The 24741-nt window shown below is 64.4% G+C and carries 23 protein-coding genes, 1 tRNA gene and 1 pseudogene; 11 read left to right on the top strand and 14 right to left on the bottom strand.

All coding sequences use genetic code 11. From position 1 onward, the window contains the following. The 5 genes from AC1P6P_RS16990 to AC1P6P_RS16970 form a co-directional block, all read right to left on the bottom strand. A partial coding sequence (locus AC1P6P_RS16990; protein ID WP_481403632.1) for a glycoside hydrolase family 3 protein occupies nt 1–2626 on the bottom strand: 2626 nt, incomplete at its 3' end. Between the two features lie 145 nt (nt 2627–2771). Beyond that, on the bottom strand, nt 2772–3638 hold the full coding sequence (locus tag AC1P6P_RS16985) for an aldose 1-epimerase (protein WP_481403631.1): 867 nt from the start codon (nt 3636–3638) through the stop codon (nt 2772–2774). 3 nt (nt 3639–3641) lie between these two features. Then, nucleotides 3642–5153: a sugar porter family MFS transporter gene (locus tag AC1P6P_RS16980; RefSeq protein WP_481403630.1), complete on the bottom strand. Its 1512-nt coding sequence runs from the start codon at nt 5151–5153 to the stop codon at nt 3642–3644. A 262-nt stretch (nt 5154–5415) separates the two neighbouring features. Continuing rightward, nucleotides 5416–6531 (bottom strand): LacI family DNA-binding transcriptional regulator, encoded by a 1116-nt coding sequence (locus AC1P6P_RS16975; protein ID WP_481403629.1) that lies wholly within the window; start codon nt 6529–6531, stop codon nt 5416–5418. Nucleotides 6532–6688: 157 nt separating this feature from the next. Further along, nucleotides 6689–7147: an RrF2 family transcriptional regulator gene (locus tag AC1P6P_RS16970; protein ID WP_481403628.1), complete on the bottom strand. Its 459-nt coding sequence runs from the start codon at nt 7145–7147 to the stop codon at nt 6689–6691. A gap of 197 nt (nt 7148–7344) precedes the next feature. On the opposite strand from AC1P6P_RS16970, the gene AC1P6P_RS16965 reads away from it, so the two are divergent. From AC1P6P_RS16965 to AC1P6P_RS16950, 4 genes are all read left to right on the top strand, one after another. Next, on the top strand, nt 7345–9468 hold the full coding sequence (locus AC1P6P_RS16965) for a M3 family metallopeptidase (protein ID WP_481403627.1): 2124 nt from the start codon (nt 7345–7347) through the stop codon (nt 9466–9468). Nucleotides 9469–9575: 107 nt separating this feature from the next. Next, nucleotides 9576–10550 carry an SDR family oxidoreductase gene (locus tag AC1P6P_RS16960; protein WP_481403626.1) on the top strand — a complete coding sequence of 325 codons (975 nt, stop codon included), beginning with the start codon at nt 9576–9578 and terminating at the stop codon, nt 10548–10550. Between the two features lie 206 nt (nt 10551–10756). Further along, nucleotides 10757–11515, top strand: a complete 759-nt coding sequence (locus AC1P6P_RS16955) for a sensor histidine kinase (RefSeq protein WP_481403625.1) — start codon at nt 10757–10759, stop codon at nt 11513–11515. After that, complete coding sequence (locus AC1P6P_RS16950) at nt 11512–13149, top strand: ATP-binding protein (protein WP_481403624.1); 1638 nt, start codon at nt 11512–11514, stop codon at nt 13147–13149. The genes AC1P6P_RS16955 and AC1P6P_RS16950 overlap by 4 nt, the downstream gene beginning before the upstream one ends. On the opposite strand, the gene AC1P6P_RS16945 is transcribed toward AC1P6P_RS16950, so the two are convergent. The 4 genes from AC1P6P_RS16945 to AC1P6P_RS16930 all read right to left on the bottom strand — a co-directional run bounded on the left by AC1P6P_RS16945 (nt 13150) and on the right by AC1P6P_RS16930 (nt 16478). After that, complete coding sequence (locus AC1P6P_RS16945; protein WP_481403623.1) at nt 13150–13836, bottom strand: hypothetical protein; 687 nt, start codon at nt 13834–13836, stop codon at nt 13150–13152. It lies immediately after the preceding gene. A gap of 56 nt (nt 13837–13892) precedes the next feature. Further along, a complete protein-coding gene (locus AC1P6P_RS16940) occupies nt 13893–15002 on the bottom strand; it encodes a TIGR03118 family protein (RefSeq protein WP_481403622.1) in 1110 nt (369 codons plus the stop codon). A gap of 461 nt (nt 15003–15463) precedes the next feature. Continuing rightward, complete coding sequence (locus tag AC1P6P_RS16935; protein WP_481403621.1) at nt 15464–15715, bottom strand: Cys-Xaa-Xaa-Xaa repeat radical SAM target protein; 252 nt, start codon at nt 15713–15715, stop codon at nt 15464–15466. Between the two features lie 247 nt (nt 15716–15962). Further along, a complete protein-coding gene (locus tag AC1P6P_RS16930) occupies nt 15963–16478 on the bottom strand; it encodes a hypothetical protein (protein WP_481403620.1) in 516 nt (171 codons plus the stop codon). 138 nt (nt 16479–16616) lie between these two features. Between AC1P6P_RS16930 and AC1P6P_RS16925 the strand changes: the two genes are divergently transcribed. Further along, nucleotides 16617–17174, top strand: a complete 558-nt coding sequence (locus AC1P6P_RS16925; protein ID WP_481403619.1) for a PH domain-containing protein — start codon at nt 16617–16619, stop codon at nt 17172–17174. 6 nt (nt 17175–17180) lie between these two features. Here AC1P6P_RS16925 and AC1P6P_RS16920 read toward each other — a convergent pair whose 3' ends face one another. From AC1P6P_RS16920 to AC1P6P_RS16910, 3 genes are all read right to left on the bottom strand, one after another. Next, nucleotides 17181–17642 carry a lysozyme inhibitor LprI family protein gene (locus AC1P6P_RS16920; RefSeq protein WP_481403618.1) on the bottom strand — a complete coding sequence of 154 codons (462 nt, stop codon included), beginning with the start codon at nt 17640–17642 and terminating at the stop codon, nt 17181–17183. Beyond that, on the bottom strand, nt 17603–18814 hold the full coding sequence (locus AC1P6P_RS16915) for a DUF2330 domain-containing protein (RefSeq protein WP_481403617.1): 1212 nt from the start codon (nt 18812–18814) through the stop codon (nt 17603–17605). The genes AC1P6P_RS16920 and AC1P6P_RS16915 overlap by 40 nt, the downstream gene beginning before the upstream one ends. Before the next feature lie 242 nt (nt 18815–19056). Beyond that, nucleotides 19057–19695, bottom strand: a complete 639-nt coding sequence (locus tag AC1P6P_RS16910; RefSeq protein WP_481403616.1) for a hypothetical protein — start codon at nt 19693–19695, stop codon at nt 19057–19059. Nucleotides 19696–19723: 28 nt separating this feature from the next. On the opposite strand from AC1P6P_RS16910, the gene AC1P6P_RS16905 reads away from it, so the two are divergent. The 4 genes from AC1P6P_RS16905 to AC1P6P_RS16890 are packed head-to-tail and all read left to right on the top strand — an operon-like array spanning nt 19724 to nt 22528. After that, the gene (locus AC1P6P_RS16905) at nt 19724–20746 is read left to right on the top strand and encodes a CXXX repeat peptide maturase (protein ID WP_481403615.1); all 1023 of its coding nucleotides are present in this window, start codon (nt 19724–19726) and stop codon (nt 20744–20746) included. Nucleotides 20747–20757: 11 nt separating this feature from the next. Then, nucleotides 20758–21081 carry a CXXX repeat peptide modification system protein gene (locus AC1P6P_RS16900; protein ID WP_481403614.1) on the top strand — a complete coding sequence of 108 codons (324 nt, stop codon included), beginning with the start codon at nt 20758–20760 and terminating at the stop codon, nt 21079–21081. A gap of 19 nt (nt 21082–21100) precedes the next feature. Next, nucleotides 21101–21352: a Cys-Xaa-Xaa-Xaa repeat radical SAM target protein gene (locus AC1P6P_RS16895; protein WP_481403613.1), complete on the top strand. Its 252-nt coding sequence runs from the start codon at nt 21101–21103 to the stop codon at nt 21350–21352. A 6-nt stretch (nt 21353–21358) separates the two neighbouring features. Beyond that, on the top strand, nt 21359–22528 hold the full coding sequence (locus AC1P6P_RS16890; RefSeq protein WP_481403612.1) for a radical SAM peptide maturase, CXXX-repeat target family: 1170 nt from the start codon (nt 21359–21361) through the stop codon (nt 22526–22528). 11 nt (nt 22529–22539) lie between these two features. Here the strand turns inward: AC1P6P_RS16890 and AC1P6P_RS16885 are convergent, their stop codons facing one another. Both AC1P6P_RS16885 and AC1P6P_RS16880 read right to left on the bottom strand, forming a co-directional pair. Next, nucleotides 22540–22773: a hypothetical protein gene (locus tag AC1P6P_RS16885; protein WP_481403611.1), complete on the bottom strand. Its 234-nt coding sequence runs from the start codon at nt 22771–22773 to the stop codon at nt 22540–22542. A 311-nt stretch (nt 22774–23084) separates the two neighbouring features. Then, nucleotides 23085–23169: transfer RNA gene (locus tag AC1P6P_RS16880), tRNA-OTHER, on the bottom strand. A gap of 141 nt (nt 23170–23310) precedes the next feature. Here AC1P6P_RS16880 and AC1P6P_RS16875 point away from each other — a divergent pair. Next, a complete protein-coding gene (locus AC1P6P_RS16875; protein WP_481403610.1) occupies nt 23311–24390 on the top strand; it encodes an aminotransferase class III-fold pyridoxal phosphate-dependent enzyme in 1080 nt (359 codons plus the stop codon). 136 nt (nt 24391–24526) lie between these two features. After that, nucleotides 24527–24741: pseudogene (gene purH, locus AC1P6P_RS16870) on the top strand (bifunctional phosphoribosylaminoimidazolecarboxamide formyltransferase/IMP cyclohydrolase); the annotation flags it as partial.

Genomic DNA, 24741 nt, shown 5'->3' with positions numbered 1-24741 from the left:
GCGCCTCGCCTTCGTGCGAAATCTTCACCGACCGGATCGAGACGCCGAGCGCCTTGGTCGCGGTCAACGCAAACGCCGTCGGCACATTCGACAGATCGGCTCCGGCGCCGCGCAGGCAGGCGAGCGGAATGTTGAGCGTCGCATAACCGCCGCGCTGGGCGAGATCGCGCAACCGCTCGGTGATGTCGAGCTTGCCGCCGCACAACGGGCCGCAGCCCATCGCCAGCACCACATTCGACACCGGCGCCTGATCCACCCGCATGGTCACTTCGAGGCCGAGCCCGCGATCGGCGTCGCGGGCGAAATTGGCTGGCGTACCGGTGATCTGGAAACTGACCGGCACCCGCGTCGCCCAGGTCACGTCGACACTGGAGGCCGTGCGCTTGGCGGTCAGACCGGCCTGCGTCGCCTTGGTCGACGCCGCGGTGACGACGCGCTCGCCGCCGACGAACAAGCTCCAGCCGCTCGCTGGAGCACCGGCATCGAGCAGGACGCCGCGTTCGGACGGCGTGGGCGCAACGACCCCAGGAACGGTCGCCGTGGTCGGCGGCACAGCCGCGCGCGGCGGCGTCGCCAGGGCCAGCGGGCCGATGTTCTGCGGCGCGCCGTAAGTCAGTCCGTAGCCGACCGGAAACAGCGGGAAATAGGGCTCGGTGCCGACATTGTTGGTGAACTGATCGGGCGAGCGCGGCCAGGAGAACGACAGCCGGCCGCGGAAATCGTAAGCCACCGATCCATCGTAATTGGCGAACAGCAGGTCGGCGACGCCCTCACCCTCCGAGCCCGGCCAGAACGCGGCGATGAAGGCATTGGCGGCGTTGATCTCCGGCGTGACATAGAGCGGGCGGCCCGACAGGAACACCGCCACCACCGGAACGCCCTGCGCCTGCAGCCGCTGCAGCAGCTTCAGGTCGCGCTTGGTCGCCGCCTGATAGTCGAGGGTGGAGATGTCGCCGCGGCCTTCGGCATAGGCGTCCTCGCCGAACACCACCACGGCGACGTCGGGACGCTCGCGGAAGGTGCCGTCCGGCGAATAATCGACGGTGCCGCCGGCAGCTTCGACGTTCGACTTGATGCCTTCGAAAATCGTCGTGCCATGCGGGAAGTCGGCGCGGCTCGTCTCGGTGCCCTGCCAGGTCACCGTCCAGCCGCCGGTCTGCTTCGACATGTTCTGGGCGCCGTCGCCGGCCACCAGCACATGGCTGCGCGGGGATAGCGGCAACAGGCCGCCGTCGTTCTTGAGCAGCACCATCGACTCGCGCACCGCCTGCCGCGCCACGGCGCGATGCTCGTTCGAGCCCAGCAGCTCGAAATGGCCGGCATAGGGACGGGCCGACGGACGGCCGGCGGTCATCAGGCCGGATTCGATCTTGACCCGGAGGATGCGGCTTACCGCTTCGTCGATCCGCGCCATCGGGATCACGCCGGAGCGCACCTGGGACACCAGATTGGCATACAGCGTCTTCCAATCGTCGCCGGTCATGATCATGTCGATGCCGGCATTGACCGCCTGCGGACAGTTCGAGCGGGTGCAGCCGGGCACATTGGCGATCCCGTGATAATCGCTGATGACGAAGCCGTCGAAGCCAAGCCGCCCGACCAGCACATCGCTGACGAGACCCTTCTGGCCGTGCATCCGGGTGCCGCGCCACGACGAGTAGGACACCATCACGTTCTTGGCGCCGGCCTTGATCGCGGCAATATACGGCGCCGCGAACAGGTCGCGCACCGCGGTCTCGGAATAGGTCATATTGCCGGCATTGACGCCGCCATCGGTGCCGCCGTCGCCGAGGAAATGCTTGATCGAAGCGAGCACATGGCCGCCCTTGAGATAGTCGGCGCTGCCCGGCGTGCCCTGAAGGCCTTCGACCATCGCCACGGCGTTGTCGGACACCAGGCCCGGCTGCTCGCCAAAGCCCTCATAGGAACGGCCCCAGCGGTCGTCGCGCACCACCGCGATGGTCGGCGCGAAGGTCCAGTCCTGGCCGGTGACGCGGATTTCCTGGGCCGATATCTCGCCGAGGCGACGCACCAGGTCGGGATCGTGCATGGCACCGAGACCGATGTTGTGCGGGAAAATGGTGGCTCCGAGGATGTGGCCGTGGCCGTGCACCGCATCGATGCCCCACATCACCGGGATGCGCAGGCGGTCGCGCATCGCGGCGTCGTAATACTCGTCGGCAGCGCGCAGCCAATCGGCGGCCGGGGCGCGCAAATTGCCGTAGGGCCCGACATCGCCACCGTTGAGCACCGAGCCCAAATGATAGCGGGTGACGTCGTCCGGCGTGACGGACTTGATGTCGGGCTGCAGCATCTGCCCGATCTTCTCTTCCAGCGTCATCTGCGACAGCAGGCGCGCCACTTCGGCTTCGACCGCCCCATCCTTCGGCGGCGGCGGATTGAGCGGCCAAATCTCGGGATGCACCCCGGTCGCGGTGGCGAGGTCGCTCGGCAGCGGCGCAGCGGGCTGATCCTTGGGGGCCGGCGCGGCTGCGGCGCTCGACAGGCCGGTCCACGCCGTCGCGGACTTCACCCCTGACGAGGAACAGGACGCCAGCGCCAGCGCGCCCGCTACGATGAGCAGGGTGCGGAGATTGCGTGCAGCTTTGACCCCGTGAGCGCCCATGCGCCGACCTCTTTCACTTGCTGGCGGGCGGACCATAAAGCGCTTCCCCGACAGGGGAAACCGCTTTTCAGCCGCAAGCCACAACCACCAAAAGCAAAACGCCGACCGTTAAGATCGGCGTTTCGTTACAACTCTGTCAGTTCCGCTACAGCGCGCGCACTTTGAGCCGCATTTCGAGCGAAGCGGTCGCCCCCGGCGCCAGCACCTTGGCGCCCGTCGCCGCGGCCGATTCGGGCCGGTTGACGGCATTGGGCATCGCCGTCGTCGGCTCGGCGCAGAAGAAGTCGGCGCCGTCGGGAATGAAGGCGTGCAGGAAGCCGGCGTTCTCGGAGGCCGTCAGCGTGATCTCAAGGCCCAACTCGGGCTGGGTGATCACAGCCGGGCCCTGCCAGCCGTTGAACGTGTTGTCGACGAACGGCGCCTTCGACACCACCTGACCGGCGTTGAGGTCGATCAGCTTGGCGGCGTCGACGTGCTCGGTCGGCAACATGGTGTCGTCGGCGAGCCACATGCCCTTCACCGCCGCCTGCAGCATCGAGCCGGGATGGCGCGGGAAGTAGGGATGGAAGCCGAGGCTGTACGGCATCGGCTTGTCATCGCGGCTGCGGATCGACAGCGTCACGCTGAGACCGTCTTCGGCCATGGTGAACACCTGCTCGGCCGAATAGGCCCAGGCCCAGGCGTCGGGTGCATGATCGAAGGCGAGACTCAGCCGGTCGCGCGACAGGATTTCCACCCGCCAGGGCGCCTGCCAGCCGTGGCCGTGCAGCGAATGCGGGTGATCGCCGAAGTTCAGCGGCAGCCGGTAGGTGGTGCCGCCGAACGCGAACGTGCCGCCCGCGATGCGATTGGCATACGGGACCAGCGGGAACGAGCACATTTCCAACACGCTGGTCTGGCCCGGCGCAACCGGACGCAGCACCGGCTTATCGCCGATGGCAAATCGCGTAATCGCTCCGCCGATTTCTGGGGCAACGTCGAGCTCGAACTTGCCCCGTCCGAGTGTGATCATTTCTCAGTTCTTGCCTTTGCCGTGAAGGTGCCAGACGTTTTCCATGTCCTCGAGGCTGCGCCCCTTGGTTTCCGGAATGTATTTCCACACGAACACCGCCGCCGCCGCCGCGCACACGCCATACAGCCAATAGGCAAAGCCGTGATGGAACGCGGCGTTGAGGGCGCTCGACCCATCCAGCATCGGGAAGGTCTGCGACACGATGAAGTTGGCGATCCACTGCGCCGCCACGGCGATCGACATCGCCTGGCCCTTGATCGAGTTGGGATAGATCTCGGCCAAGAGCACCCACACGATCGGGCCCCACGAGAACGAGAAGCCGATGATGTAGACCACCACCGCCGCGATCGCGACGTAGGACGAACCGCCGGAATGCGCCGCCGCCGCGACCGCATTGCCGGCATGCGCCGCCGCCGCGGGAGCCGCGGCACTGACCATCTGCAGGTGGAACAGGAAGCCAAGCGTGATCATCGCCGCCGCCATGATCACCGCACCCCAGAAAAGAAGCGGCTTGCGGCCGAACTTTTCCACGGTGAAGGTCGCGACCAGGGTGAACAGGGTCATGGTCACGCCGACGAACCAGGCCGACTGCGACAGCGCTTCGGTCGGCGTCGAGCCCATGTTTTCGAACATGTGCGGGGCGAAATAGAGCACCGCGTTGATGCCGACGAGCTGCTGGAAAATGCTGAGCGTGATGCCGACCAGCACCACCATCCAGCCGTAGCTGAGCAGCGGGCGGGTATGTTCGACCAGCGTCGCCTTGATCTCGCCGTGGGTCTTCTCCCCTTCGGCGTCGCCGAACAGCCGCTTCAGCAGCGCCAGCGCTTCCTTGTTGCGATCCTTCAGCACCAGGAAGCGCGGCGTCTCAGGCACCAGCAGCATGGCGATGATCAGCAGCGTCGCCGGAATCGCGGCCGAGGCCAGCATGTGGCGCCAGCCGACGTTGGCGAGATAGGACTTGTCGCTATCGTGGCCGCTGCCGATCCAGAAATTGACGAAGTAGACGAGATTGATGCCGACCACGATGGCGATCTGCTCGAAGGTGAGCAGCATGCCGCGGATCTTGGTCGGGGCCATCTCGGAGATGTACATCGGCGCCAGCATCGAGGCCATGCCGATCGCGGTGCCGCCCATCAGGCGATAGAGGATGAAGGCCGGCAGCGCCTTGTAGCCGGTGGCGCCAAACAGGCTCCAGAAATATTCGGGATAGCCAGCGCCGACGCTCGACAGGAAGAACAGGACGCCCGCGATCAGAAGGCCCCATTTGCGGCCGATGCGGGTGGAAATCGGACCGGCGAGCAAGGCGCCGATGACGCAGCCGAGCAGCGCACACGCCACCGCAAAGCCGTGCACCATGTTGGCCCAGCCTTCGGAGAGATGCCGCGGCTCGACGAAATTCACCTTGATCGCATCGGTGGTGCCCGAGATCACCGCCGTGTCGTAACCGAACAAGAGGCCACCGAGCGTCGCCGCCACGGTCAGGCCGACGATGAGCCCATAATTGGTTTTGGCCATCAATACTTCTCCCCTTGCGACCGCAGTCGCGTTGTCTAGCGCAGACTCTTAGCGGTCTGCCGGGCCGAGCACCCTACCGTATCGCTCCGTTGCTGCACATTGATAGCGCTACCAGCCAGCGGGCGGCAATGTGTCCATTCCGAACGGCACTATGGAAGCGCTGTCAGAAGCTCGTCAATGCGCCACCACCGGCACCGGCAGCCGCGCCCCGCGATACTTGACCGCAAGCTGTGCACGACCCGCAACCGCAGGGCGGCAGACGCTATTCCGCTGCCGGTTTAGGTGCCGGTTTGGGCAGATTCGGGGGCGTCGCCGCCGAACCGCGCTTGATCAGCGAATAGGTGACGAGATGGTCAACCGACTTGGCCTCGCCGCCGTTGCGCTTGTGGCTGCGGATCGCTTGCACGATCAGATCGAGCGCAATCTCGGCCATGGCGGTGATCGGCTGGCGGATGGTGGTCAGCTCCGGCCAGATGTTGGTGGCAATGGAGGTGTCGTCGAAGCCGACCACCGACAGATCGCGCGGCACGTCGAGCCCCTTGCGATGGGCAACCGAAACCGCCGCCGCCGCCATGTCGTCGTTGGCCGCGAAGATCGCGGTCGGCGCCTGCTTCAAAGTCAGCAGCGTTTCGGCCGCATCAAGGCCGGAGCGGTAGCTGTAATAGCCCTGCACCATCAGCGCCGGATCGTGCTTGATGCCGGCATCGGCCAGCGCGCTCAAAAAGCCCTTCTCGCGTTCGGTGGAGGCGGTCTGGTTGGGATGGCCCTTGATGAAGCCGATGCGGCGATGGCCGAGCGTCAGCAGGTAATTCGTCATCTCGCGCGAGGCGGCGAGGTCGTTGATGCGCACGCAGCTCGCGCCTTTGCCGAAGCGCCCGGTCGCCACCGCCACCGTCGGCAGGCCCGCCTGCTTCAGCTCGTCGAGCACGTCGTGGCTCTCGCACAAGGGCGGCGGCAGGATCACGCCGGCAGCGCCCGACGCCACCAGCTTGCGCACGGCATTGCGCTCGGCCGACGAGGTCGCTTCGCACTTCTCGAGCATGATCTGCACCGAGGTGCGGCTGGCTTCGTCGAGGGCGCCGACCAGGAATTCGGTGAGATAGGCGGCCGACGGGTTGGAATAGATCAGGCCGATGCGCGCCGCCTCCGCCCCGGCCAGCGAACGGGCCGCCGGGTTGGGCGAATAGTTCAGCGCCTTGACCGCGGCCAGCACCGCCGCGCGGGTCGCCGGGCGCACGTTCTTCTCGCCGTTGACGACGCGGCTGACGGTCATCGGCGAGACGCCTGCCCGGCGGGCAACGTCGAGAATGGTGGTGGCGCCGCGCTGCTTGCGCGACGACGGCTTCTTGAGTTCGAGCGGTTCGGTGGTGCGGGCCATCCTGGCCTTCAATGCTGAAGTGCGACCCCGGGCCCCTCGCCCGGACTCGTGAGCCATCCCGGCTCGGGGTCCTGTTTATTCCACCCGTCCCGATTTGTGAAACGTGATCGTTGCCCGACCCGGGCTTTCGAACCCTTTTCCGGCCCGAATCCGGTGCTCAGACCGCCGCCGCGACGGACTCGGTCAACAGCCGGCGCATGCGCGTGGCCTTGCCCGGGACCTGGCTGACGTCGGCGAGCGAGGTCTTGTCCAGCACCTCGAGGAAGGCCTGGACCGCTTCGTCGAGCGGCTTGCGGAGCCCGCAGGCCGGGGTCACGACGCAGGTGTTGCGCTTGCGGTCGAAGCATTCGACCATCGCAAAACCGTCTTCGGTGGCGCGCACGACGGCACCGATCCGAATCGCAGCCGGGTCCATCCCGAGCTTGAGACCGCCATGGCGGCCGCGTACGGACGCTACGAAACCGGCTTGAATCAAGGTCTGCGCCACCTTCATCAGGTGATTGCGCGAGATGCGATAGCGCGTTGCCACACTGGCGATGGTGTGCAGTTCTTCCGGTTCAAGCGCCAGCAGCATCAACATGCGCAGCGCATAATCTGTATGCAGAGTAAGGCGCACGGCATTTCTCCCAATTGCCGCATTATAGGATTGCGGCTTGGGCCCATCATAGCGGAGGAGCCGTCAGGACAGGTATTTTCCATGCCACATTACCTACGACATCCTGACGCGGGTCCTCGCGCGCGAGTGAATTGAGCGCGGCAGGGCGAGGGTGCGAGAATTGACATCAATCAATTTCCGCCAGCCAGGGGTTTCCCATGCAAAGACGCCAATTTCTGCTAGCTTCGGCCGCTGCAACCACTTTTGCCGCGATGGGCCCGATGTCGGCTGCCGCTCAGTTCCCGCTGCTCGACCCCTGGGTCGGTCCTTATGGCGGCGTTCCAGATTTCCGTAAGGCCAAGGTCGGCGAATTCAGTGCCGCCTTGAAGCACGCCATCGACCTCAACAGGGCCGAAATTGCCCGGATTGCGGGCAATACGGCACCGCCCACCTTCGCCAACACCATCGCCGCGATGGAAGACGCCGGCCGTCCGCTCGGGCGCGGCGCCGCCCTGTTCAACATCTACACCTCGACGATGAACGACGACGCCATGAAGGCGGTCGAGAAGGAGATGAGCCCGATCTTCGCCGCCTTCGGCGACGAGGTGGTGCAGAACGAGAAGCTGTTCGCCCGCATCAAGGCAGTCTACGACAAGCGTGAAACCAGTGGCCTCAGCGCCGAGCAGCAGCGCCTCGTCTGGGTGACCTACCGCCGCTTCGTGCGCGAAGGTGCCGCCCTCGACGCGGCCGGCAAAAAGCGGCTCGCCGAAGTCAATCAGGCGCTGTCCACGCTCTACACCGAATTCGGCCAGAACGAACTCGGCGACGAGGAAAGCGTGTGGCTGACGCTCGACAAGGGCGATCTCGCCGGCCTGCCCGACTGGCTGGTGTCGGCGGCGGCGGAAGCGGCCAAGGACAAGAAGCTCGACGGCAAATACGTCTTCGCCAACACCCGCTCGGCGATGGAGCCGCTGCTCACCTATTCGACCAACCGGCCGGTGCGCGAAAAAGCCTTCCGCATGTGGACCAGCCGCGGCGACAACAACGACGCCCACGACAACAAGGCGATCATCGCCAAGATCTGCAAGCTGCGCGCCGAGAAGGCCAAGCTGCTCGGCTATCCGACCTTCGCGCATTGGATCTGCGACTACCAGATGGCCAAGACGCCCGATGCGGCGATGGACCTTCTGATGAAGGTGTGGAAGCCCGCCGTGGCGCGCGTCGGCGAGGAAGTCGCCGACATGCAGAAGCTCGCCGACAGCGAAGGCGCCGCCATCAAGATCGCGCCGTGGGACTATCGCTTCTATGCCGAGAAGGTGCGCAAGGCGAAATACGATCTCGACGAAAGCCTGATCAAGCCGTACCTGCAGATGGACAAGATCCGCGAAGGCATGTTCTGGGCGGCGGGCAAGGTGCACGGCCTTCAGTTCACCGAAACCCACGGCCTGTCGACGGCGCACAAGGACATCCGCGTCTTCGACGTCAGCCGCGACGGCAAGCATGTGGCGCTGTGGTACTTCGATCCCTATGCCCGCGCCGGCAAGAGTTCGGGCGCCTGGATGAACGAATACCGCACCCAGGAGCGCTTCAAGACCGCGATCACCCCGATCGTCTCCAACAACTGCAATTTCGTGCCGGCCGGCGAAGGCAAGCCGATCCTGATCTCGTGGGACGACGCCACCACCATGTTCCATGAATTCGGCCACGCCCTGCACGGCATGAATTCGAACGTGACCTATCCGACGCTGGCCGGCACCAACGTGGTGCGCGACTTCGTCGAGTTCCCCAGCCAGCTCAACGAACACTGGCTGCCGACCCACGAAGTGCTGTCGCGCTTTGCGGTGCATTTCGAGACCGGCAAGCCGATGCCGGAGGACCTGGTTGCCAAGATCAAGAAGGCCGAGACCTTCAACCAGGGCTTCGCGACGGTGGAATACCTCGCCTCGGCGATCGTCGACATGAAGCTGCATCTCGCCGGAGCCGCCGACATCGATGCGGCGGCGTTCGAGAAGGCGACGCTCAGCGAAATCGGCATGCCGGCCGAAATCGTCATGCGCCACCGCATGCCCCACTTCGGGCACATCTTCAGCGGCGAAGGCTATGCCGCGGGCTACTTCAACTACATCTGGGCCGAAGTGCTGGTCGCCGATGCGGCCGAGTATTTCGAAGAGGCGCCGGGCGGCTTCTACAACGTTGCCCTGTGCAAGAAGCTGCACGACGACATCATCTCGATCGGCAACACGGTGGAAGCGGCAGACGCCTATCGCAAATTCCGCGGCCGCGACGCCACGGTCGATGCGCTGATGCGCGACCGCGGTTTCCCGGCTCCGCCCAAGGCCTGAAACAAACAGCATTGCAAGTAAGCGCCGCTCGCAAGGGCGGCGCTTTTCGTTTGGAACGGCGGCGCGGCGTCGAAGTTATTCCACCGAATTCAGCGGGAGCCGCGCGCATGGAACCGATCGACAATACCCGCCGCCTGGTGATGGGCGGCCTTTCCACCGGACTGGTGACGGCGGCAGCGGGACCGGCCGCAGCGCAATCGGGCGGCGGACCCAATCCGGCGAGCGAATATCCCCATCCGCCGTTCCCGGCGCAGAAGCAGGACCCGCCCGGCCTCGCTTCGCAAATGACCCCGCGCCCCGATCATGGCGAAACCAGCTATCGCGGATCGGGCAGGCTCAAGGGCCGCAAGGCGCTGATCACGGGCGGCGATTCCGGTATCGGGCGGGCCGCCGCGATTGCCTTTGCCCGCGAAGGCGCCGATGTCGCCTTCGGCTATCTGCCGGTGGAGGAACCCGATGCGCGCGAAGTCGTGGCGCTGATCCGCCGCGAAGGGCGCAAAGCCGTGCCGCTGCCGGGCGACATCACCGATCAGGCGTTCTGCCGCCGGCTGGTCGATACCGCGGCGCGCGAGCTCGGCGGGCTCGATATCCTGGTCAGCAACGCCGCCAAGCAGCATTCCATCGACTTCATCACCGAGCTGCCGGACGAGCAGTTCGATTCCACCTTCAAGACCAATGTCTACGCCATGTTCTGGATCACCAAGGCGGCGATGGCGCACCTGAAGCCGGGTTCGACGATCATCTGCACCACCTCGGTCAACGCCTATGACCCGTCGCAGAACCTGCTCGATTATTCGATGACCAAGGGCGCCATCATGATCTTCGTCAAGGCGCTGGCGAAACAGACGGCCAAGCGCGGCATCCGCGTCAACGGCGTGGCGCCGGGTCCGATCTGGACTCCGCTGCAGCCCTCGGGCGGACAGCCGACCGACAAGGTCGTCAGCTTCGGCGCCGACTCCCCGATGGGACGCCCCGGCCAGCCGGCGGAACTGGCGCCGCTCTATGTCCTGCTCGCATCCAACGAGCCGACCTATACTTCGGGCCAGATATTCGGCGCCGTCGGCGCCCGCGGCGGCCCGTGAGGCGCGCTAACGAATTGGTAAGCTACGTTAACAATAGATCAATCCAAGCCCGGGCTTTGGTACTTATGTCACGTCCATTAAGGCTTGCTTAGCCGCATCGCTGCTACTTTCGCGCTACGTGCGTAGGGCATGGAAGCAGGAAAATGGCGGCGCGTCAGGGGCGTTCCTCGCTCCTCTCACGATACACGTTCGACCTCGGGCAATGCGTGTCGCGGCAACGCGGCGAACGCGCGCTGAGGGCTGCGGCAATGGAACAGGCGCTCGCCTCGCGCGCCAAATCCGAATTCCTCGCCAACATGAGCCATGAGCTGAGGACGCCGCTCAACGCCATCATCGGCTTTTCCGACATCATCGCCGGCCAGCCGGCTTTGGCGCGCGAACGGGCGACCGAATACGCGGGACTGATCAACGACGCCGGCAAGCACCTGCTCGCCATCATCTCCGACATTCTCGACGTCGCCAAGATCGAGAGCGGCACCTTCGAACTCGATCTCGAAACCTATCCCCTGCGCGACCTGCTGTTCAGCGCCGCCACGCTGGTCGAAGCCCGCATCGCCGAAAAAAGCCAGACGCTCGCCGTCGTCCTGCCCGAGCAGCTGCCGCTGGTGCGCGCCGATGGCCGTCGGCTGAAGCAGATCGTCATCAATCTGCTCAGCAACGCCCACAAATTCACGCCCACCGGCGGCACCATCACGCTGGCCGCCGCGGCGGTCGACAGCCGCTACGTCGCCGTGTCGGTGCGCGATACCGGCATCGGCATGAGCGCCGAACAACTGCAACTCGCACTGAAACCGTTCGGGCAAGTGCGCAGCGGCCATACCCGCGCCCACGAAGGCACCGGCCTCGGCCTGCCGATCGCCAAGGCGCTGGTCGAACGCCATGGCGGACGACTGTGGCTCGATTCCGCCGAAGGGCGCGGCACCACCGTCGCCTTCACCATACCCGCCGAGGAGGCACTTCGATGAGCTATGCCGGCTCCAAACGCCCCAACGTGTCGCCACGCGTCGGCCACATCGTCTCGGTGACCGGCGCCCAGGCGGTGGCGGTGATGGAGAAGAACCCGACCGCGCACCATCGCGTCGAGATCGGATCGACGCTGACCATCCCGACGCCGCACGCCCTCGTCATCGGCATCGTATCGGCGGTCAGCGTGCCGATGCCGGATGCGGCTTCGGGCGCCGAGGAAGTCAATCTGCTCGAACTCAATCTCGCCGGCGAAATCCTGCTCGACCCGGCGAAGGGGCGCGTGTTCCGCCGCGGCGTTTCCAGCCTGCCCACCATCGGCGACGGCGTCCATCTCGCCGATCACGAAGCGCTGACGCTCGCCTACACCCGCCCCGATGTCGCCACCATCGAGGTCGGCGCACTCTATCAGCACGCGGACGTGCCGGCGCGACTCCTGGTCGACGATCTGATCGGCAAGCATTTCCTCATCATCGGCACCACCGGCTGCGGCAAGTCGACGGCGCTGACCTGCATCCTGAAGAGCCTGCTGCCGGAATACCGCCAAGCCCGCATCGTCGTGCTCGACATCCACGGCGAATACGCCGCCGCCTTCGGCAACCAGGCCGAGGTGATCGATCCTTCCAATCTCAATCTGCCGTTCTGGCTGCTCAACTTCCACGAACTCACCGCCGCCTTCATCAGCCCCGAGGAACAGCGCGAAGCCGAAATCGAAATCCTCACCGACGCGGTGGTGTGGGCCAAGCGGCGCTATTCCGAGGCTTTTGCCGGACGCGTGCGGCGGCCGCAGACCGAAACCTCTTCCATCACCGTCGACACGCCGGTGCCGTTCCGTCTCGCCGACCTCGTCGCCTATTTCGACGAACAGCTTGGCAAGCTCGACCGCACCCTCAACACCCTGCCCTACAAGCGGCTGAAGAACCGCGTCGAAACGCTGGTCAGCGACGCGCGCTACGGCTTCATGTTCGGCAGCGTGATGATCGAAGACACCATGACCGACGTCTTGGGGCGCCTGTTCCGCGTGCCGGTCGGCGACAAGCCGATCACGGTCTTGGACCTCTCCACCGTGCCGGGCGAAATCATGGACGTGGTGATCTCGGTGATCTCGCGCCTCGCCTTCGACCTTGCCAGCTGGAGCGAGGCGCGGCTGCCGCTGCTGATCGTCTGCGAAGAGGCGCACCGCTATGCCCCCGCCGATGCCGGCAACAAATTCATGCCGACGCGGCAGGCGCTCGCCCGCATCGCCAAGGAGGGGCGCAAATACGGCGTCGCCTTGGCGCTGATCACCCAACGGCCATCGGAACTCGACGCCACCATCATGAGCCAATGCTCGACGGTGATCGCGATGCGACTCTCCACCGAACGCGACCAAGCGGTGATCCGCGCCAACACCCATGAAGGCGCGCTCGACCTGCTGGAATTTTTGCCGCTGCTCGGCGACCGCGAAGCGATCGTGCTGGGGCAAGGCTCGGTGATGCCTATGCGCATCCGCTTCAAGGAAATGCGCGCTGCCCGCTCCGCCCATGTCCAGCAGGCCTCGTTCTCCAACGCCTGGCGCACCGTCGACATCAGCCGCGACGAACTCGCCCAGATCGTACGGCGCTGGCGTTCGCCGGCAACCAAGAAGGCGTCGTGATCAGGGCGCGCAGGTGACCGGGCCGGGGCGAGAGGTGTCGGTCGCTTTGCCGTTTACGATCCGCAGTTCGGCGGCGTAGGTGACGGTTGCCGGATAATCGGTGATGTCGGCGACGTTCAGTTCGCGCTTGGCGTTTTCGTAAGGCGTCCGGCAATCGGGCATCATCGCGTCGGTGAGGCCAGACTGTTTTTTGACGATGCCCCAGCATTCGGTCGCCACGCCGTAATAGAGCGAACACTCCGGCGCCACCGAACGGCGGTAGTCGAGCACCAGCGCCTCGCCATCAAGCCGGATCGCGGTGAAATCGCCGATGACACTGGCGGCCTCGACGTAACGCCACCGTCGCGTATCGAACACCGTGAACGAAGAACCGTAGTCCGCCTGCGGAGGATATTGCAGCACGATGTACGGCCCTTTGACCCGCACCATCGGCCACGACCCGAAATGCAGTTCGTCCTTCATGGTGCTGGCGCAGGCCCACGGCCCTTTGCCTTTCAGGATGTAGATGACCGGCGTTATCTCGCCGTCGACCTCCCACTTCAGAAGGAAGTTCGGGAAGGTCTGGCAGTGCAGCACCGCCTTGCCGGTGGTCGGGATGATCTCGGTCTTGAGCGGTGCATCGAACCCCGCCGACGCCGGCGTAATCGCCAGAAGCATGAATCCAAAACCGAAACCCCAACGCAGCATGGCGCGCCCCCCGCTGGCAACTGCGCCCGCGAGGATAGCGCGTCAATGCCGATCTGTCAGGCCCGGCGGCGGCGGCGCAAGGCGAACAGGGCCATGCCGAACAGCGCCACGCTGGCCGGCTCGGGCACGAAGCTGAGGGCGCCGAACACGCCATGCGATTCATCGCCGGGACCGGCCGAATAATAAAGGTCGCCGGTACTGCCCGCCGCCGCGCCGTTGCCGGGAGCGAGGCCCCACAAGCCATCGATCGCCAGCGGATTGCCGTTCATGTCCTTGAGCACGCCGTCGAAACTCATGCTGGCGAGGTCGAAGGCGTTGATGTGCCCGTCGCCGAAATTGCCGACCAACAGATCGCCGGCGAAGACACCAAAACCGGCGGGCGCGATCGCCAGCGCCCACGGCGCATTGAGCACGCCGCCGCTCGCCACCCGGGCGATGAAATTGCCGTTGGTGTCGAACTCGTCGACGAAGCCGAGCCCGGCGCCGTGGGCCTCGTCATTCGATCCGGCGACCTGCTGGGCAAAGGTGACGAAGATGTGCCCGGCAAGCACCTGAACGTTGAACGGCGCATAACCGGAGGGCAGCGTCGGATCGGCAAAATGGCCGGCGAGATCGGGGGCGCCGGCATCGCCTTTCAGCACATCGACCTGACCCGAGGCGAAATTCGCCGAATAGAGATAGGCGTGGCCTCCGACCGTCGCCGTGGTCGTGCCCTTATAGATATTGGCGGCACTGCCCGCCTGCAGCACTTCCGCCGTTGTGCCGATGGCGCCGCGCCAGCCGGAGACGGTGCCGTCTTCGCTGACGAACAGGAAGTTGTCGCCATTGAAGGCGCCGGTTCCCGCGGCGCCGTTGAAGGCCTGGCCGGTGACCGAGCCATCGCCCGGAATGGTGACCGTCAGGCCAAGCTTGGTGATGGCGTTGCTGCCCGGGGTGACGCGGTAGACCGTGGTGACGCCAGTGCCGTTGTCGGACACCCAGAACGGGCTGGTGGCGCTGTCGGAAATACCCCAGGCGTTGACCAGGCTGGCGTCGGTGATCGCGGCCGGATTGGCCGCCGGATCGTCGGTGACCAGAGGCGTCGTTTTGATGAAATCGGCACCCGCGGGCACCGTTGTGAGTGCAACCGCGGCCAGCAACGCGAGTTTCAAACGACGAACTGTCATGGGCTTCCCTCCATGAGCGCGGCAGGCGCCGTCACCGCGACGGTTCAAACCTGCGGCGGCTCAAAGCCAGGACGCGCAAGACGCGATCCCGTTCCGTGACGGGGAAAATTTGTTGGCGAGCGGTGCCTGGAACGCGGAACTTCGACACGCATGGCCGCAGCAGCCATTCATTTTCACGACTGACTGTCCGTCACTCGGGTTGGTCTACCAATTCAGAAGCTTGCTGCATGCTGGCGCGCGCTCGGTGATTTTTGCCACGAGCCGCTCTACGACAGCCGCCTTCACCCATCCTTGGCAGCCCTGCCCCGGGGCTCGTTTGCATAATCGGGGATGTGGTCCGCCATTTCACGCAGGCGGGCGGTGCGGCGATCACTCGATTGGGTGCGCAGCAACGCCATGATGCGTCTCAGCACCCGGGCCTTTGTCATTCTCGTATCTTTGCGTCGGCGCGACGCAGCCCGTTAGAGCTTTGACGAGCCCTCACAGGTGCCCTTGCACCCGGCTTCACACGTACCGGTGCAGCCACCCTCACAGGTTCCGGTGCAGCCACCCTCGCATGTGCCCTTGCAGCCGCCTTCGCAGCTTCCATTACAATCACTGGCATGCGCCGGCATCATCGACACCATGCCCACACCAAGCACCGCCAACATGGGAAGGACCCTGCCCGTCCTTGCGAGCAAGGACCGGCGGCTGACACTACGCTTTTTTTCCATAGGCTTCGTCCCCCTGCAGTCACTGCGCTTCCGGCTTCGCCACATACGCTCGGCACGGCTGCGAATTCGCCTTTGGTCCGTGACCGTCAAAGAGTACTCGCAGCCCGGATTAATGACAATGCGCGCGCGCTACACCGGCAGCCCGCTTGGCGGCTGCGGATGCTTGCTCGGGCGGGGAATTGCCGGACACCGCCGTCGCGCAGGTTCTGTGGCAACGCGGTGGTTGGCAAGGGACGAAAGCGGACTGTTATTCCGTGGGCATCAGGTATTTCGTGCTGCTCAGTCCTTCACACACTGTGCCGATCTCGCCGAACATTCCGCTTGTCCCATTGGCGGGATCGTGCCGATAAGCAAAGCTGTAGCACAACACACCATCGCGCAGTTCCTTCGGCGTGAAGGCGGACGTCAAATCGATTTTCTGTTCACGCGCCTCGCCCGGCCTGAACGTCAAGCAGGGCAGACCGAGCGGCGCCACTTTCGTTGCCCTGCTGCCAATCACGCGACTACCGATCTTGATCAGGAACTGGCCCGGCGAGAACGAGACCTCGTTAACGCACCACGCATAGCGCGACGGGTTGGCGACCCTCAAAAGGACAATTGCGCCCCGCGCGGGCGTCCGTTCCAACGTGAATACGAGCCCCGCGCCCGCCGTTGCCGGCGTCGCAGCCGGGACCCGAGGCATCGCGCCCGATTGCCCGGCGGCGAACGCGGCGCGCGATATCAAGCCAATCAGCACCAACAGAACCACTGCGCCAATCAGCAACCAATGCCGTCGCCATGTTTGCATTTCACATCGGCTTCTCGAATTCCATCTTCGCACGCCTGGTATCACCGACATCGGGGTAGGAAGTTACCTCATGTCACATTATGCTCGGTGATCTCGGTTCAAAAGGGGGGCGACATGACATTTTCACTGAAGCCGGTGTTCGTTGGCAGAACCGTGTTGCTCGCGCAGATTCCCTTGCAACTGTTCCTGACACTCTGGTCCGCCCTGTTTTTCGGCGGGTTTGCTTCGCTCGCCTTGTCCTGGTTCACCGACGGCCTGGAGGATGGGCCGACCTTCTCGTTCGGCACGTTCGCCTTGTTCGGTGTCCTTGCCTTTGTGGGGGTGCCCGCGATCTACTACTTCGGCCGCAAATTCAGTTATGCACGCACGGAATATCGCTTCTTTGCCGATCACCTCGAATTCGAGGAGGGATTTCTCACCATCAGCAAGAAGGTCATCCGTTATTCCGACGTGAAGGAAGTCGTGCTTCGCATGGGCGTTCTGCAGCGGACATGCGGGCTTGGCTCGGTTTACCTAGCCACCATGGCGACCGGGGGACCGACGACGTCGAGTCCGTTCAGCGCCCTGAGCTTCTCCAACTCGTCGGCCAGTGGCATCGTCATTCGCGATATCGCCGATCCCGAAAAGGAATACGAGCGGATTCGCTCGCAGGTGACGCCGTGCCAGGCCTGAACCGAATTACGGCCGGCAGTTTGCCGCCGGCGCGCGCACGCGGCAGTCGAGATAGGATCGAAGCTGGCTGAGGTGCGCGTCCGTCAGATCGCGGGCGCAGATCGTATAGATCATGGACGACAAACTCCCCCGACGGCTGGGCGGCGCGACAAAGGCGCACTGCGCCTTGCGGAACGCGAGCCAAGCGTCCTCGGCTGCCTGAAAGCGGACGCGATCGGTTTCGTCGGGGAGGGTCCGTTCAATGTCCCGGCGAAGCGCCGCCCACTGCCGGTCGAGGTCCTGCAATTTGAGACTGGAGCAGTGATTGATGAGGCGCTGGGCGTGCTGCGGCACCGTGCAGTCCACGTCTGCGATCGGATCGGCTCGAGCGGCCGCTACAAGCGCCAACGCGACGGCCGCGATCAGCCAGCCTCCGGCACCCCGCCGGCTCACGGCCCGGTCGGGCGTTTGACGCAGGTCTTGACGCATTCCTCCATGGCGGCGAACGGCGGATTGCCTTCACAGCCGCCCCAGGAATACATCCGGCAGGCGCCGGTCTTTTGATCGAAGTAATAGCGCTCGAAATTGCCTTTGCAGGTGCCGGCTACCGGCGGCGCGCTGCAGCGCGGATCTTCGTCGTTCAAGTGGATCGCCCACGGCGCATGGTTTTCGACCACCGGCATGCTCATCGGCTTGGCGACGCCTTGCGGCAGCGGCACGATCACGTCGTTGTCGAAATGATAGTCGCCGCTGTAGCGGATCGCCTGCAAGAACGCCGGCTGGGCGCCGAAGAAATCCACCGCCGCCGGATACAAGGCCGCCAGATCGCGCTCTTCGGGAACCAGCAGCGCCGAGGTGCTGGCCTTCACGCGCAGCCCAAGGCACGGCCCGGTCACCATTCCCTGGGCGTTGAGGGCCTTGTCACCCTCATCCATAAAGACGTTGCTGCCCGGCGCGCACAGCGTGGTCGGACCGACGACATAGAGTTCGATATCGCCTTTGCCGCCGAAACTGTTGGAGGTCTTCAAAGGATAATAGAGAGACGGGCTGGCGAAGCGGTAGACGATCGGATCGACAAACCGCTTCTGGGCCGACAACTCGACCGCGTCGATGGCAAAATACGCAATGCCGCGGGCGACGTAGTCGGCGACGATGGCTTCGGCGACGGCGAACCGCTTTTGCGGCGCGAATCCCCTCTTGTGGAAATAGGCATTCGCCCAGGCGCGGAACTGGGTTGCGTCGCGGACGTGGATCACCGTCAGATCGTGCTCACCCAGCCGACCAGCGAAGGTCACGTCGACGCCGTTCTGCTGCAGCGTCGGCGCACCTCCCTTGGAATGGAACGCCGTCACGTAGCGAAGGCCGTACTTCTTCACCACCGCGGCCAAGGTCGAAAACACACCGTTCGGCGCCAACGCCACTTTTGGTTCCGACGGGAACGGAATGAACCGGACGACCGAGGCCTTGCCGGTGGCTTCCAGTTCGGTCCCGAGAATGAGAATTTCCTCGCGGCCGTTGTGCAGGATCAGGGCCTTTTGCGCGCTCTCGGAGACGTCAGCCGGCGCACTGCTCAGGTGGACCTGCCCCATGTCCGCCGACATCGGTTTCGTCACCAGCAGCGTTGCCAGAACAAGCCAACAAGCTTTGCGCGCACCAGTCATGTGAAGCCCTCCGCGGACGCGAACCACTTGCCATCGTAATGCGATTCAGCGGCCCGCATAACTGTGGCGATGGTAATCTTCATCGCAATTTATAATCATCACAATTTGCGGCAACACCGAAAACGCCAGCACCAAAAAGAGACGTCCACTCAACGATGCATTTTGATCAGGTATCGCTAATCCGTCGCATACATTACAATCTGCGTTTTGTTCGCAATTGCACGCAACGACGTTTTTTGGATTTACTTGCATTTTTTACGGCTGAGTAGAAAAGTCCGCACTCCATCATGCGACGCACCGTATGCGGAGCGAACGCTGGATAGGCGTTTATTGGTGAGGGGGTATTCCATGGCAAAGAAAATGGACCGTCGCGGCTTCCTGAGGTCGGGTGTCATTCCGACGCTGGCCATCGTCGGCTTCGGGTTGGCGGCAACGCCGGCGCGCGCGAGTTGCTTCGGCGAGACCTGCAAAGCCAATTGCTCCGAAAATTGCGTCGAAAGCTGCAGGGGCGATTGCATGGGCGACTGTGGAGGCAAGTGCGGCGGCTGCGATTCTACCTGCACCGGCAGCTGCTCGGGTTCTTCCAAGGCCTGAGCGATGAACAAGCAGGTCGATCCGGCCCGGCGGCGTCTTCTCGGCAGGGCGTTGCCGGTCCTGGCGGTTGTTGGGCTGGCGGCCATCGTGACGCAAAGTGCTGCGGCCAGTTGCGACAGCCTGTGCGAGGCCGGCTGCCAAGGCACTTGCTCCGGCAGCTGTACGGCCGAATGCGGCAACGGCAATTGCGGCGGCACTTGCGCCAACGGCTGCGCCGGCAAATGCACGGGCATCTGTTCCGACGACTGCTCGGGCTCCTGCCAGAACACCTGCTCGGGCCATTGCACCGCCCAATCTACCTGATTAAGGCCCGAGATGCCGCTTTGTGCACCCGAGTACGCACTGATCGCCCTGGAAGACGGCGCCGTAGCGTTTTGCCATTACGACAATCCGCGCTTCGGCGTCCCGCTGCCGCCACGCTGGATGGCGCCGGAACTGTTGAAGGCCATCGTCCGTCACGCGCTCGAAAACGGCATTGCGCTGACGTTTTTGCTCGGCGAGCGTTCGCCGCCGCCGGCCTTGAAGCGACAGATGGGGCGAGTGCCGCACATGCTCATCGCGCCCGGTGCGCTGCATGAGGTGTACCCTGGGGCGGTCCTGGTGCTGGCGGCGAATGATCATACCGTCCTGGCCGCCTTGACGCCCAACTGGTCTCGCAACCTCATTGTGCGGGCAGGCCGGCGCGACCTGCCGCACCTGGCTGGTCTGTTTGCAGCTCTGGTCGGCAAATTCGGCCGCCTCAGCCTGCATCTGACCGACATTGAGTATTTCACCGCTGGCGATCTCGACATTTATGCCGACGAACTCGCGGCGATCGCGGCCGCGCTCAAAAAGGTTTTTGCCGCCGGCAAGCGGCTCGAAGTCAATGTCCTGACCGATCGCATGTTCCTCAAGGCGCGCCGCCATTGCGACGCCGGCGAAAAGCACATCACCGTAGCGCCCGACGGCGGCTGCCACATTTGCCCGGCGTTTCTCGCCGCCAATGCCGATCCGATCGGGCGCTTCGATCCCGACGGGGGATTTGTCGCCACGCCACCCGCCACCCTGGCTTACGCTCGCGCGCCGCTGTGTACGCGCTGCGATGCATGGCACTGCAAGCGCTGTGTCTGGTTGAGCCGTAAGCTGACCGACGAATACAACGTACCATCCGAGCAACAGTGCCGGATTGCCCACATCGAGCGCGAGGCCTCGCGCCAATTGCTGCGCGATCTCGGCCGGATCGAACCCTTCGGGCGCCTGCCGCGTATCGTCGAGTTGAACTACAGCGATCCGCTGGAGTTGATCGGACGCGATCCGCCGATAATGGCTGGCGATCCTTCCGGCGACCCGATGTTGTGACAGGAGCGAGCATGGCACCAAAACCGAAGACCGCCCGAACCGGATCACAAACACCGCGCGTCGTCGGGCGCGTTACACCGGCCGAGCGCGACGAAATCCAGGCGCTGTATGAACGCAAGAACGGGCTCGTCGAACTGGTGGCGGCGCTGCGGGAAAACGGCAACATGCCGGCCGGTGACGCCTTCTACGAAAAGCTGGTCGCCGACATGGGGCGCACCGCGACACGCTTTCAGGCGTGGTGGAAGGAAAAAGGCAGACTCTACGGCTGGGAGAGCAGCGCCACCGGCCATTGGACGATCGATTTCGACAGTTGTGAAATCTCTCTCAACGCATGACAACGCAGGAAGGCGTGACATGACCAGGAAATCCGACATTCGCCCCGAACGCCGCAAACTTCTCAGCAAGATGCTTCCGGCCCTGGCCGCCATCGGCTTTGCGGCGGTGGTTTTTCCGACGCCGGCGATGGCCTGCAACGACTGCGGCAATACCTGCACCGGCGACTGCATGAATCATTGCGGCGGCGATTGCCAGAATGGGTGCAGCGACACCTGTCAGAACACCTGCAAAGATCTCTGCCTCGGAAACAACCAGAAAAACTCCGGCTAGGCGAGAATGCCAAGCCGCAACGACCTGCGCCGCGACAACCGCTTGTGGTCCTGGAAGGAAGGGTCCGCAAAATCGGTGACGTTCGTCGTCACCGAAGACTGCCAGCTGGCCTGCAAGTACTGCTATCTCGTCGGCAAGAACAAGACGCGGCGGATGGATTTCGAAGTGGCGCGCGCCACCGTGGAATACCTGCTCGCTACGCCGCAATACTATGACTCCCATGCGATCGTGTTCGATTTCATCGGCGGCGAGCCGCTGATCGAGATCGACCTGATCGATCGCATCTGCGATTACATCAAGCTGCGGTTGTTTGAGACCGATCACCCCTGGTTCGAAAGTTATCGCTTCAGCTTTTCGACCAACGGCCTGCTCTATGCCAAACCGAAGGTGCAGCACTTCATCGCCAAGAACCGCACCCACGTCTCGATCGGCATCTCGCTTGACGGCACCAAGCGCAAACATGACGCCAACCGTGTTTTCGCCAACGGCCGCGGCTCCTACGACCGGGTGGTCAAGGCGATCCCGTTGTGGCTGCGCCAGTTTCCCGAGGCCCAGACCAAGGCCACCATCAGCCACGACGACCTGCCCTTCATCAAGGAAAGCGTGCTGCACCTGTTCTCGCTCGGCATCCGCAACGTCGCCATCAACACGGTGTTCGAGGACGTCTGGCAGGACGGCGACGACGCTGTTTTCGAAGACCAGTTGATGGCGCTTGCCGATGCCATGATCGACGGCGGACTGTGGCGCGATCACGTCTGCTCGCTGTTCACCAAGGGTGTCGGCAAGCCGCTCGACAAGAACGACGACGGCAACTGGTGTGGCGCCGGCAAGATGCTGGCGGTCGACGGCGACGGCTGGTTCTATCCCTGCAACCGTTTCACCGGTTTTTCGCTCCACAACAAGCCGGGCCGTATCATCGGCGACTGCTACAATGGCATCGACGCCAACAAGCTGCGCCCGTTTCTGGCGCTCACCCGCAAGACACAGACGGAAGGCGAGTGCATCGATTGCGACGTCGCAACCGGCTGCGCCTGGTGCAGCGGCAACAATTACGATTGCGCCCGCGAAGGCACCTTGTACGAACGCGCCACCTACATCTGCACGATGCACAAGGCGCGGGTGCGGGCCAATAATTACTATTGGGCCAAGATGAAAAAAATCGGCGCGGTCAAATAGCGCGCCGCAGATCAGCCGTTGCGGTTGTCTTCTGCGGTCGGATCCACGGGCGCACCGTCGACGGGAGTCTGGACGTCGACGTGATTGCCCCACGGATCGGTGTGATCGCCGTGCGGGTTGCTGTCTTGATGCGGCACGTCGGTGTGGCCGGCGACCGGAATGCCCTTGTATCTGCCGGCTGCAACATCTTGCAGCGCGGCCGGCTCCTCACTGCCGTGGCTGACGGCATCCTGCCGAGTTGTCACGAGGCCGGACCAAAATAGACGACCTAACGGCCCGGCATGAGGAATGTGTCCGGCTGCTCGCCCAGATCGAATCGGCCGTTCCCAAGTTCCGGCTGGCCCTTTCCAAGCAGCAAGCCACCGGCGTTGCCGGCACCCTGAAGTGTAGACTCCTTAACGCGCCGCCCGCCCTCAATGAGCGCTACCTGCGCGGGCTGGTCTCGTCCATCGTGGTCGGTGCCGAAAAGGCCGTCATCTCCGGCCCGCCCGCCGCCACCGCAGCAGCCATTTCCGCCCCAGAACGCCTGGGCGAGGTTCGCGGTTTTGTTCGGGAATGGTGCCCCCGGCCGGACTTGAACCAGCACGCCCGTGAAGGCAACAGATTTGAGTCTGCCGCGTCTACCATTCCGCCACGGGGGCACGTCGCACATATGCGAATGGAGGCGGCGGACTATAGTCATGGCGCGAGCGTCGTCAACGCGCGGAACCGAGACGCCTTGACGCCGCCTTAATTGTCGAAGAGGAGCATGGGGCCGAACCTCCCGCCCCGCGAGCCCCGCCATGTCCAGCGACTATCCCACCGAACCCGTCCTGACGGTGACCAAGGCCCGCGGCAGCCTCATTACCCTCGAGGACGGCCGGACGCTGATCGACGGCGCCACGCCCAATGCCATCCTCGGGCTGTCGCCGACCCTGATCCAGCTCGGCATCGAGGCTCAGGCCGCGCGCCTGCCGCACAGTTTCGACGACGTGCTCATCGCCGCCCAGGCCACCAAGCTGCAGGGCCGGATGAACACCCTTCTTCCCGCCAAGCGCGCCTCGCTCGCCCCCTCGGGCCGGTTCGCCTTCGACGCCGCGCTGGCGATCGCCCGCCAGGCCCATCCCGGCGAAATCGCCAGCTTTGCCGGCGGCGCCTTCAGCGGCGACGGCGCCCCGCTGCCGCTGCCGCGCGACGATGGCAGCGCCACCGACCTCACCGCCCTGCTGCAGACCCGCGCCGCGCGCCTCGCCGCGGTGGTGATCGAGCCCTTGGTGCAGCGCGTGCCCGGCCTGCCGTTCCACAGCGAAGAGACCTTGCAACGCGTGCGCGAGATCACCTTCAAGGCCGGCGTGCCGCTGATCGCTGACGAGCGCTTCACCGGCTTCGGACGACTGGGCGTGATGTTCGCCCATCAGGCCGCAGCGATCGATCCCGACATCATCGTGCTCGGCGAAATGCTGACCAGCGGAACCCTGCCGCTCGGCGCCGCCCTGTTTTCCAGCCAATTCGCGCCCGACACGAGCTGGGGCCCGGTCGACACCCTGACAGCGGCGGCGGCCAACGCCTTCCTCGACCTGTTCGCGCGCGAAAACCGGCTGCTGGCCGCCAACGAGATCGGCAAGAAGCTGGCGACCGAACTCGGCAAGTGCCTGAAACTCCCTATCGTGAAAGACATTCGCGTGCGCGGCGCCCTCGGCGTGATCGAACTCGCGAGCGCGCCCGATGCCGCCGCCCTCAAGCGGCAGCTGCGCATGGACGGTGCCCTGGTGGCAGTCTGCGGCCCCACGCTGGTGGTGACCCCGGCCCTCACCATGGTCACCAAGGAACTCCATACCCTGGCGAGCGCGGTGTTCAAAGTGCTGAAAACATTGGCCTCGTGATCCCGGCAATATTCGTTCGTGTTTCGTGATCGGCGAATCGCTGAGATTCTTTTGGTCGGCGGCGATCTGACCCTTTTGTTTCGCGGCCTCGCGACGTATCACCGGCCGTAACCCCAGAACGAAACGCGAGTCTGCCATGACGCTCCGCCCCATCCGCCGCGCGCTGCTTTCCGTTTCCGACAAGACTGGATTGATCGATTTCGCCAAAGGCCTAGCGGGACATGGCGTGATGCTGGTCTCGACCGGCGGCACGGCGAAGGCGCTCCGCGAGGCCGGATTCGCAGTGCGAGATATTAGCGATTTAACCGGCTTTCCGGAGATGCTGGACGGGCGCGTGAAGACGCTGCATCC

This window comes from Rhizomicrobium sp., from assembly GCF_056722145.1.
Note: the sequence above shows the minus strand (reverse complement) of the source record. Positions and strands in the feature narration are given on the sequence as shown.

What these genes read in the sequence shown, in the direction of transcription:
- AC1P6P_RS16985 (WP_481403631.1), bottom strand. Translation starts at nt 3,638, where the DNA reads ATGATCACACTCGGACGGGGCAAGTTCGAGCTCGACGTTGCCCCAGAA.
- AC1P6P_RS16980 (WP_481403630.1), bottom strand. Translation starts at nt 5,153, where the DNA reads ATGGCCAAAACCAATTATGGGCTCATCGTCGGCCTGACCGTGGCGGCG.
- AC1P6P_RS16975 (WP_481403629.1), bottom strand. Translation starts at nt 6,531, where the DNA reads ATGGCCCGCACCACCGAACCGCTCGAACTCAAGAAGCCGTCGTCGCGC.
- AC1P6P_RS16965 (WP_481403627.1), top strand. Translation starts at nt 7,345, where the DNA reads ATGCAAAGACGCCAATTTCTGCTAGCTTCGGCCGCTGCAACCACTTTT.
- AC1P6P_RS16960 (WP_481403626.1), top strand. Translation starts at nt 9,576, where the DNA reads ATGGAACCGATCGACAATACCCGCCGCCTGGTGATGGGCGGCCTTTCC.
- AC1P6P_RS16950 (WP_481403624.1), top strand. Translation starts at nt 11,512, where the DNA reads ATGAGCTATGCCGGCTCCAAACGCCCCAACGTGTCGCCACGCGTCGGC.
- AC1P6P_RS16945 (WP_481403623.1), bottom strand. Translation starts at nt 13,836, where the DNA reads ATGCTGCGTTGGGGTTTCGGTTTTGGATTCATGCTTCTGGCGATTACG.
- AC1P6P_RS16940 (WP_481403622.1), bottom strand. Translation starts at nt 15,002, where the DNA reads ATGACAGTTCGTCGTTTGAAACTCGCGTTGCTGGCCGCGGTTGCACTC.
- AC1P6P_RS16935 (WP_481403621.1), bottom strand. Translation starts at nt 15,715, where the DNA reads ATGGAAAAAAAGCGTAGTGTCAGCCGCCGGTCCTTGCTCGCAAGGACG.
- AC1P6P_RS16925 (WP_481403619.1), top strand. Translation starts at nt 16,617, where the DNA reads ATGACATTTTCACTGAAGCCGGTGTTCGTTGGCAGAACCGTGTTGCTC.
- AC1P6P_RS16920 (WP_481403618.1), bottom strand. Translation starts at nt 17,642, where the DNA reads ATGCGTCAAGACCTGCGTCAAACGCCCGACCGGGCCGTGAGCCGGCGG.
- AC1P6P_RS16915 (WP_481403617.1), bottom strand. Translation starts at nt 18,814, where the DNA reads ATGACTGGTGCGCGCAAAGCTTGTTGGCTTGTTCTGGCAACGCTGCTG.
- AC1P6P_RS16905 (WP_481403615.1), top strand. Translation starts at nt 19,724, where the DNA reads ATGCCGCTTTGTGCACCCGAGTACGCACTGATCGCCCTGGAAGACGGC.
- AC1P6P_RS16900 (WP_481403614.1), top strand. Translation starts at nt 20,758, where the DNA reads ATGGCACCAAAACCGAAGACCGCCCGAACCGGATCACAAACACCGCGC.
- AC1P6P_RS16895 (WP_481403613.1), top strand. Translation starts at nt 21,101, where the DNA reads ATGACCAGGAAATCCGACATTCGCCCCGAACGCCGCAAACTTCTCAGC.
- AC1P6P_RS16890 (WP_481403612.1), top strand. Translation starts at nt 21,359, where the DNA reads ATGCCAAGCCGCAACGACCTGCGCCGCGACAACCGCTTGTGGTCCTGG.
- AC1P6P_RS16875 (WP_481403610.1), top strand. Translation starts at nt 23,311, where the DNA reads ATGTCCAGCGACTATCCCACCGAACCCGTCCTGACGGTGACCAAGGCC.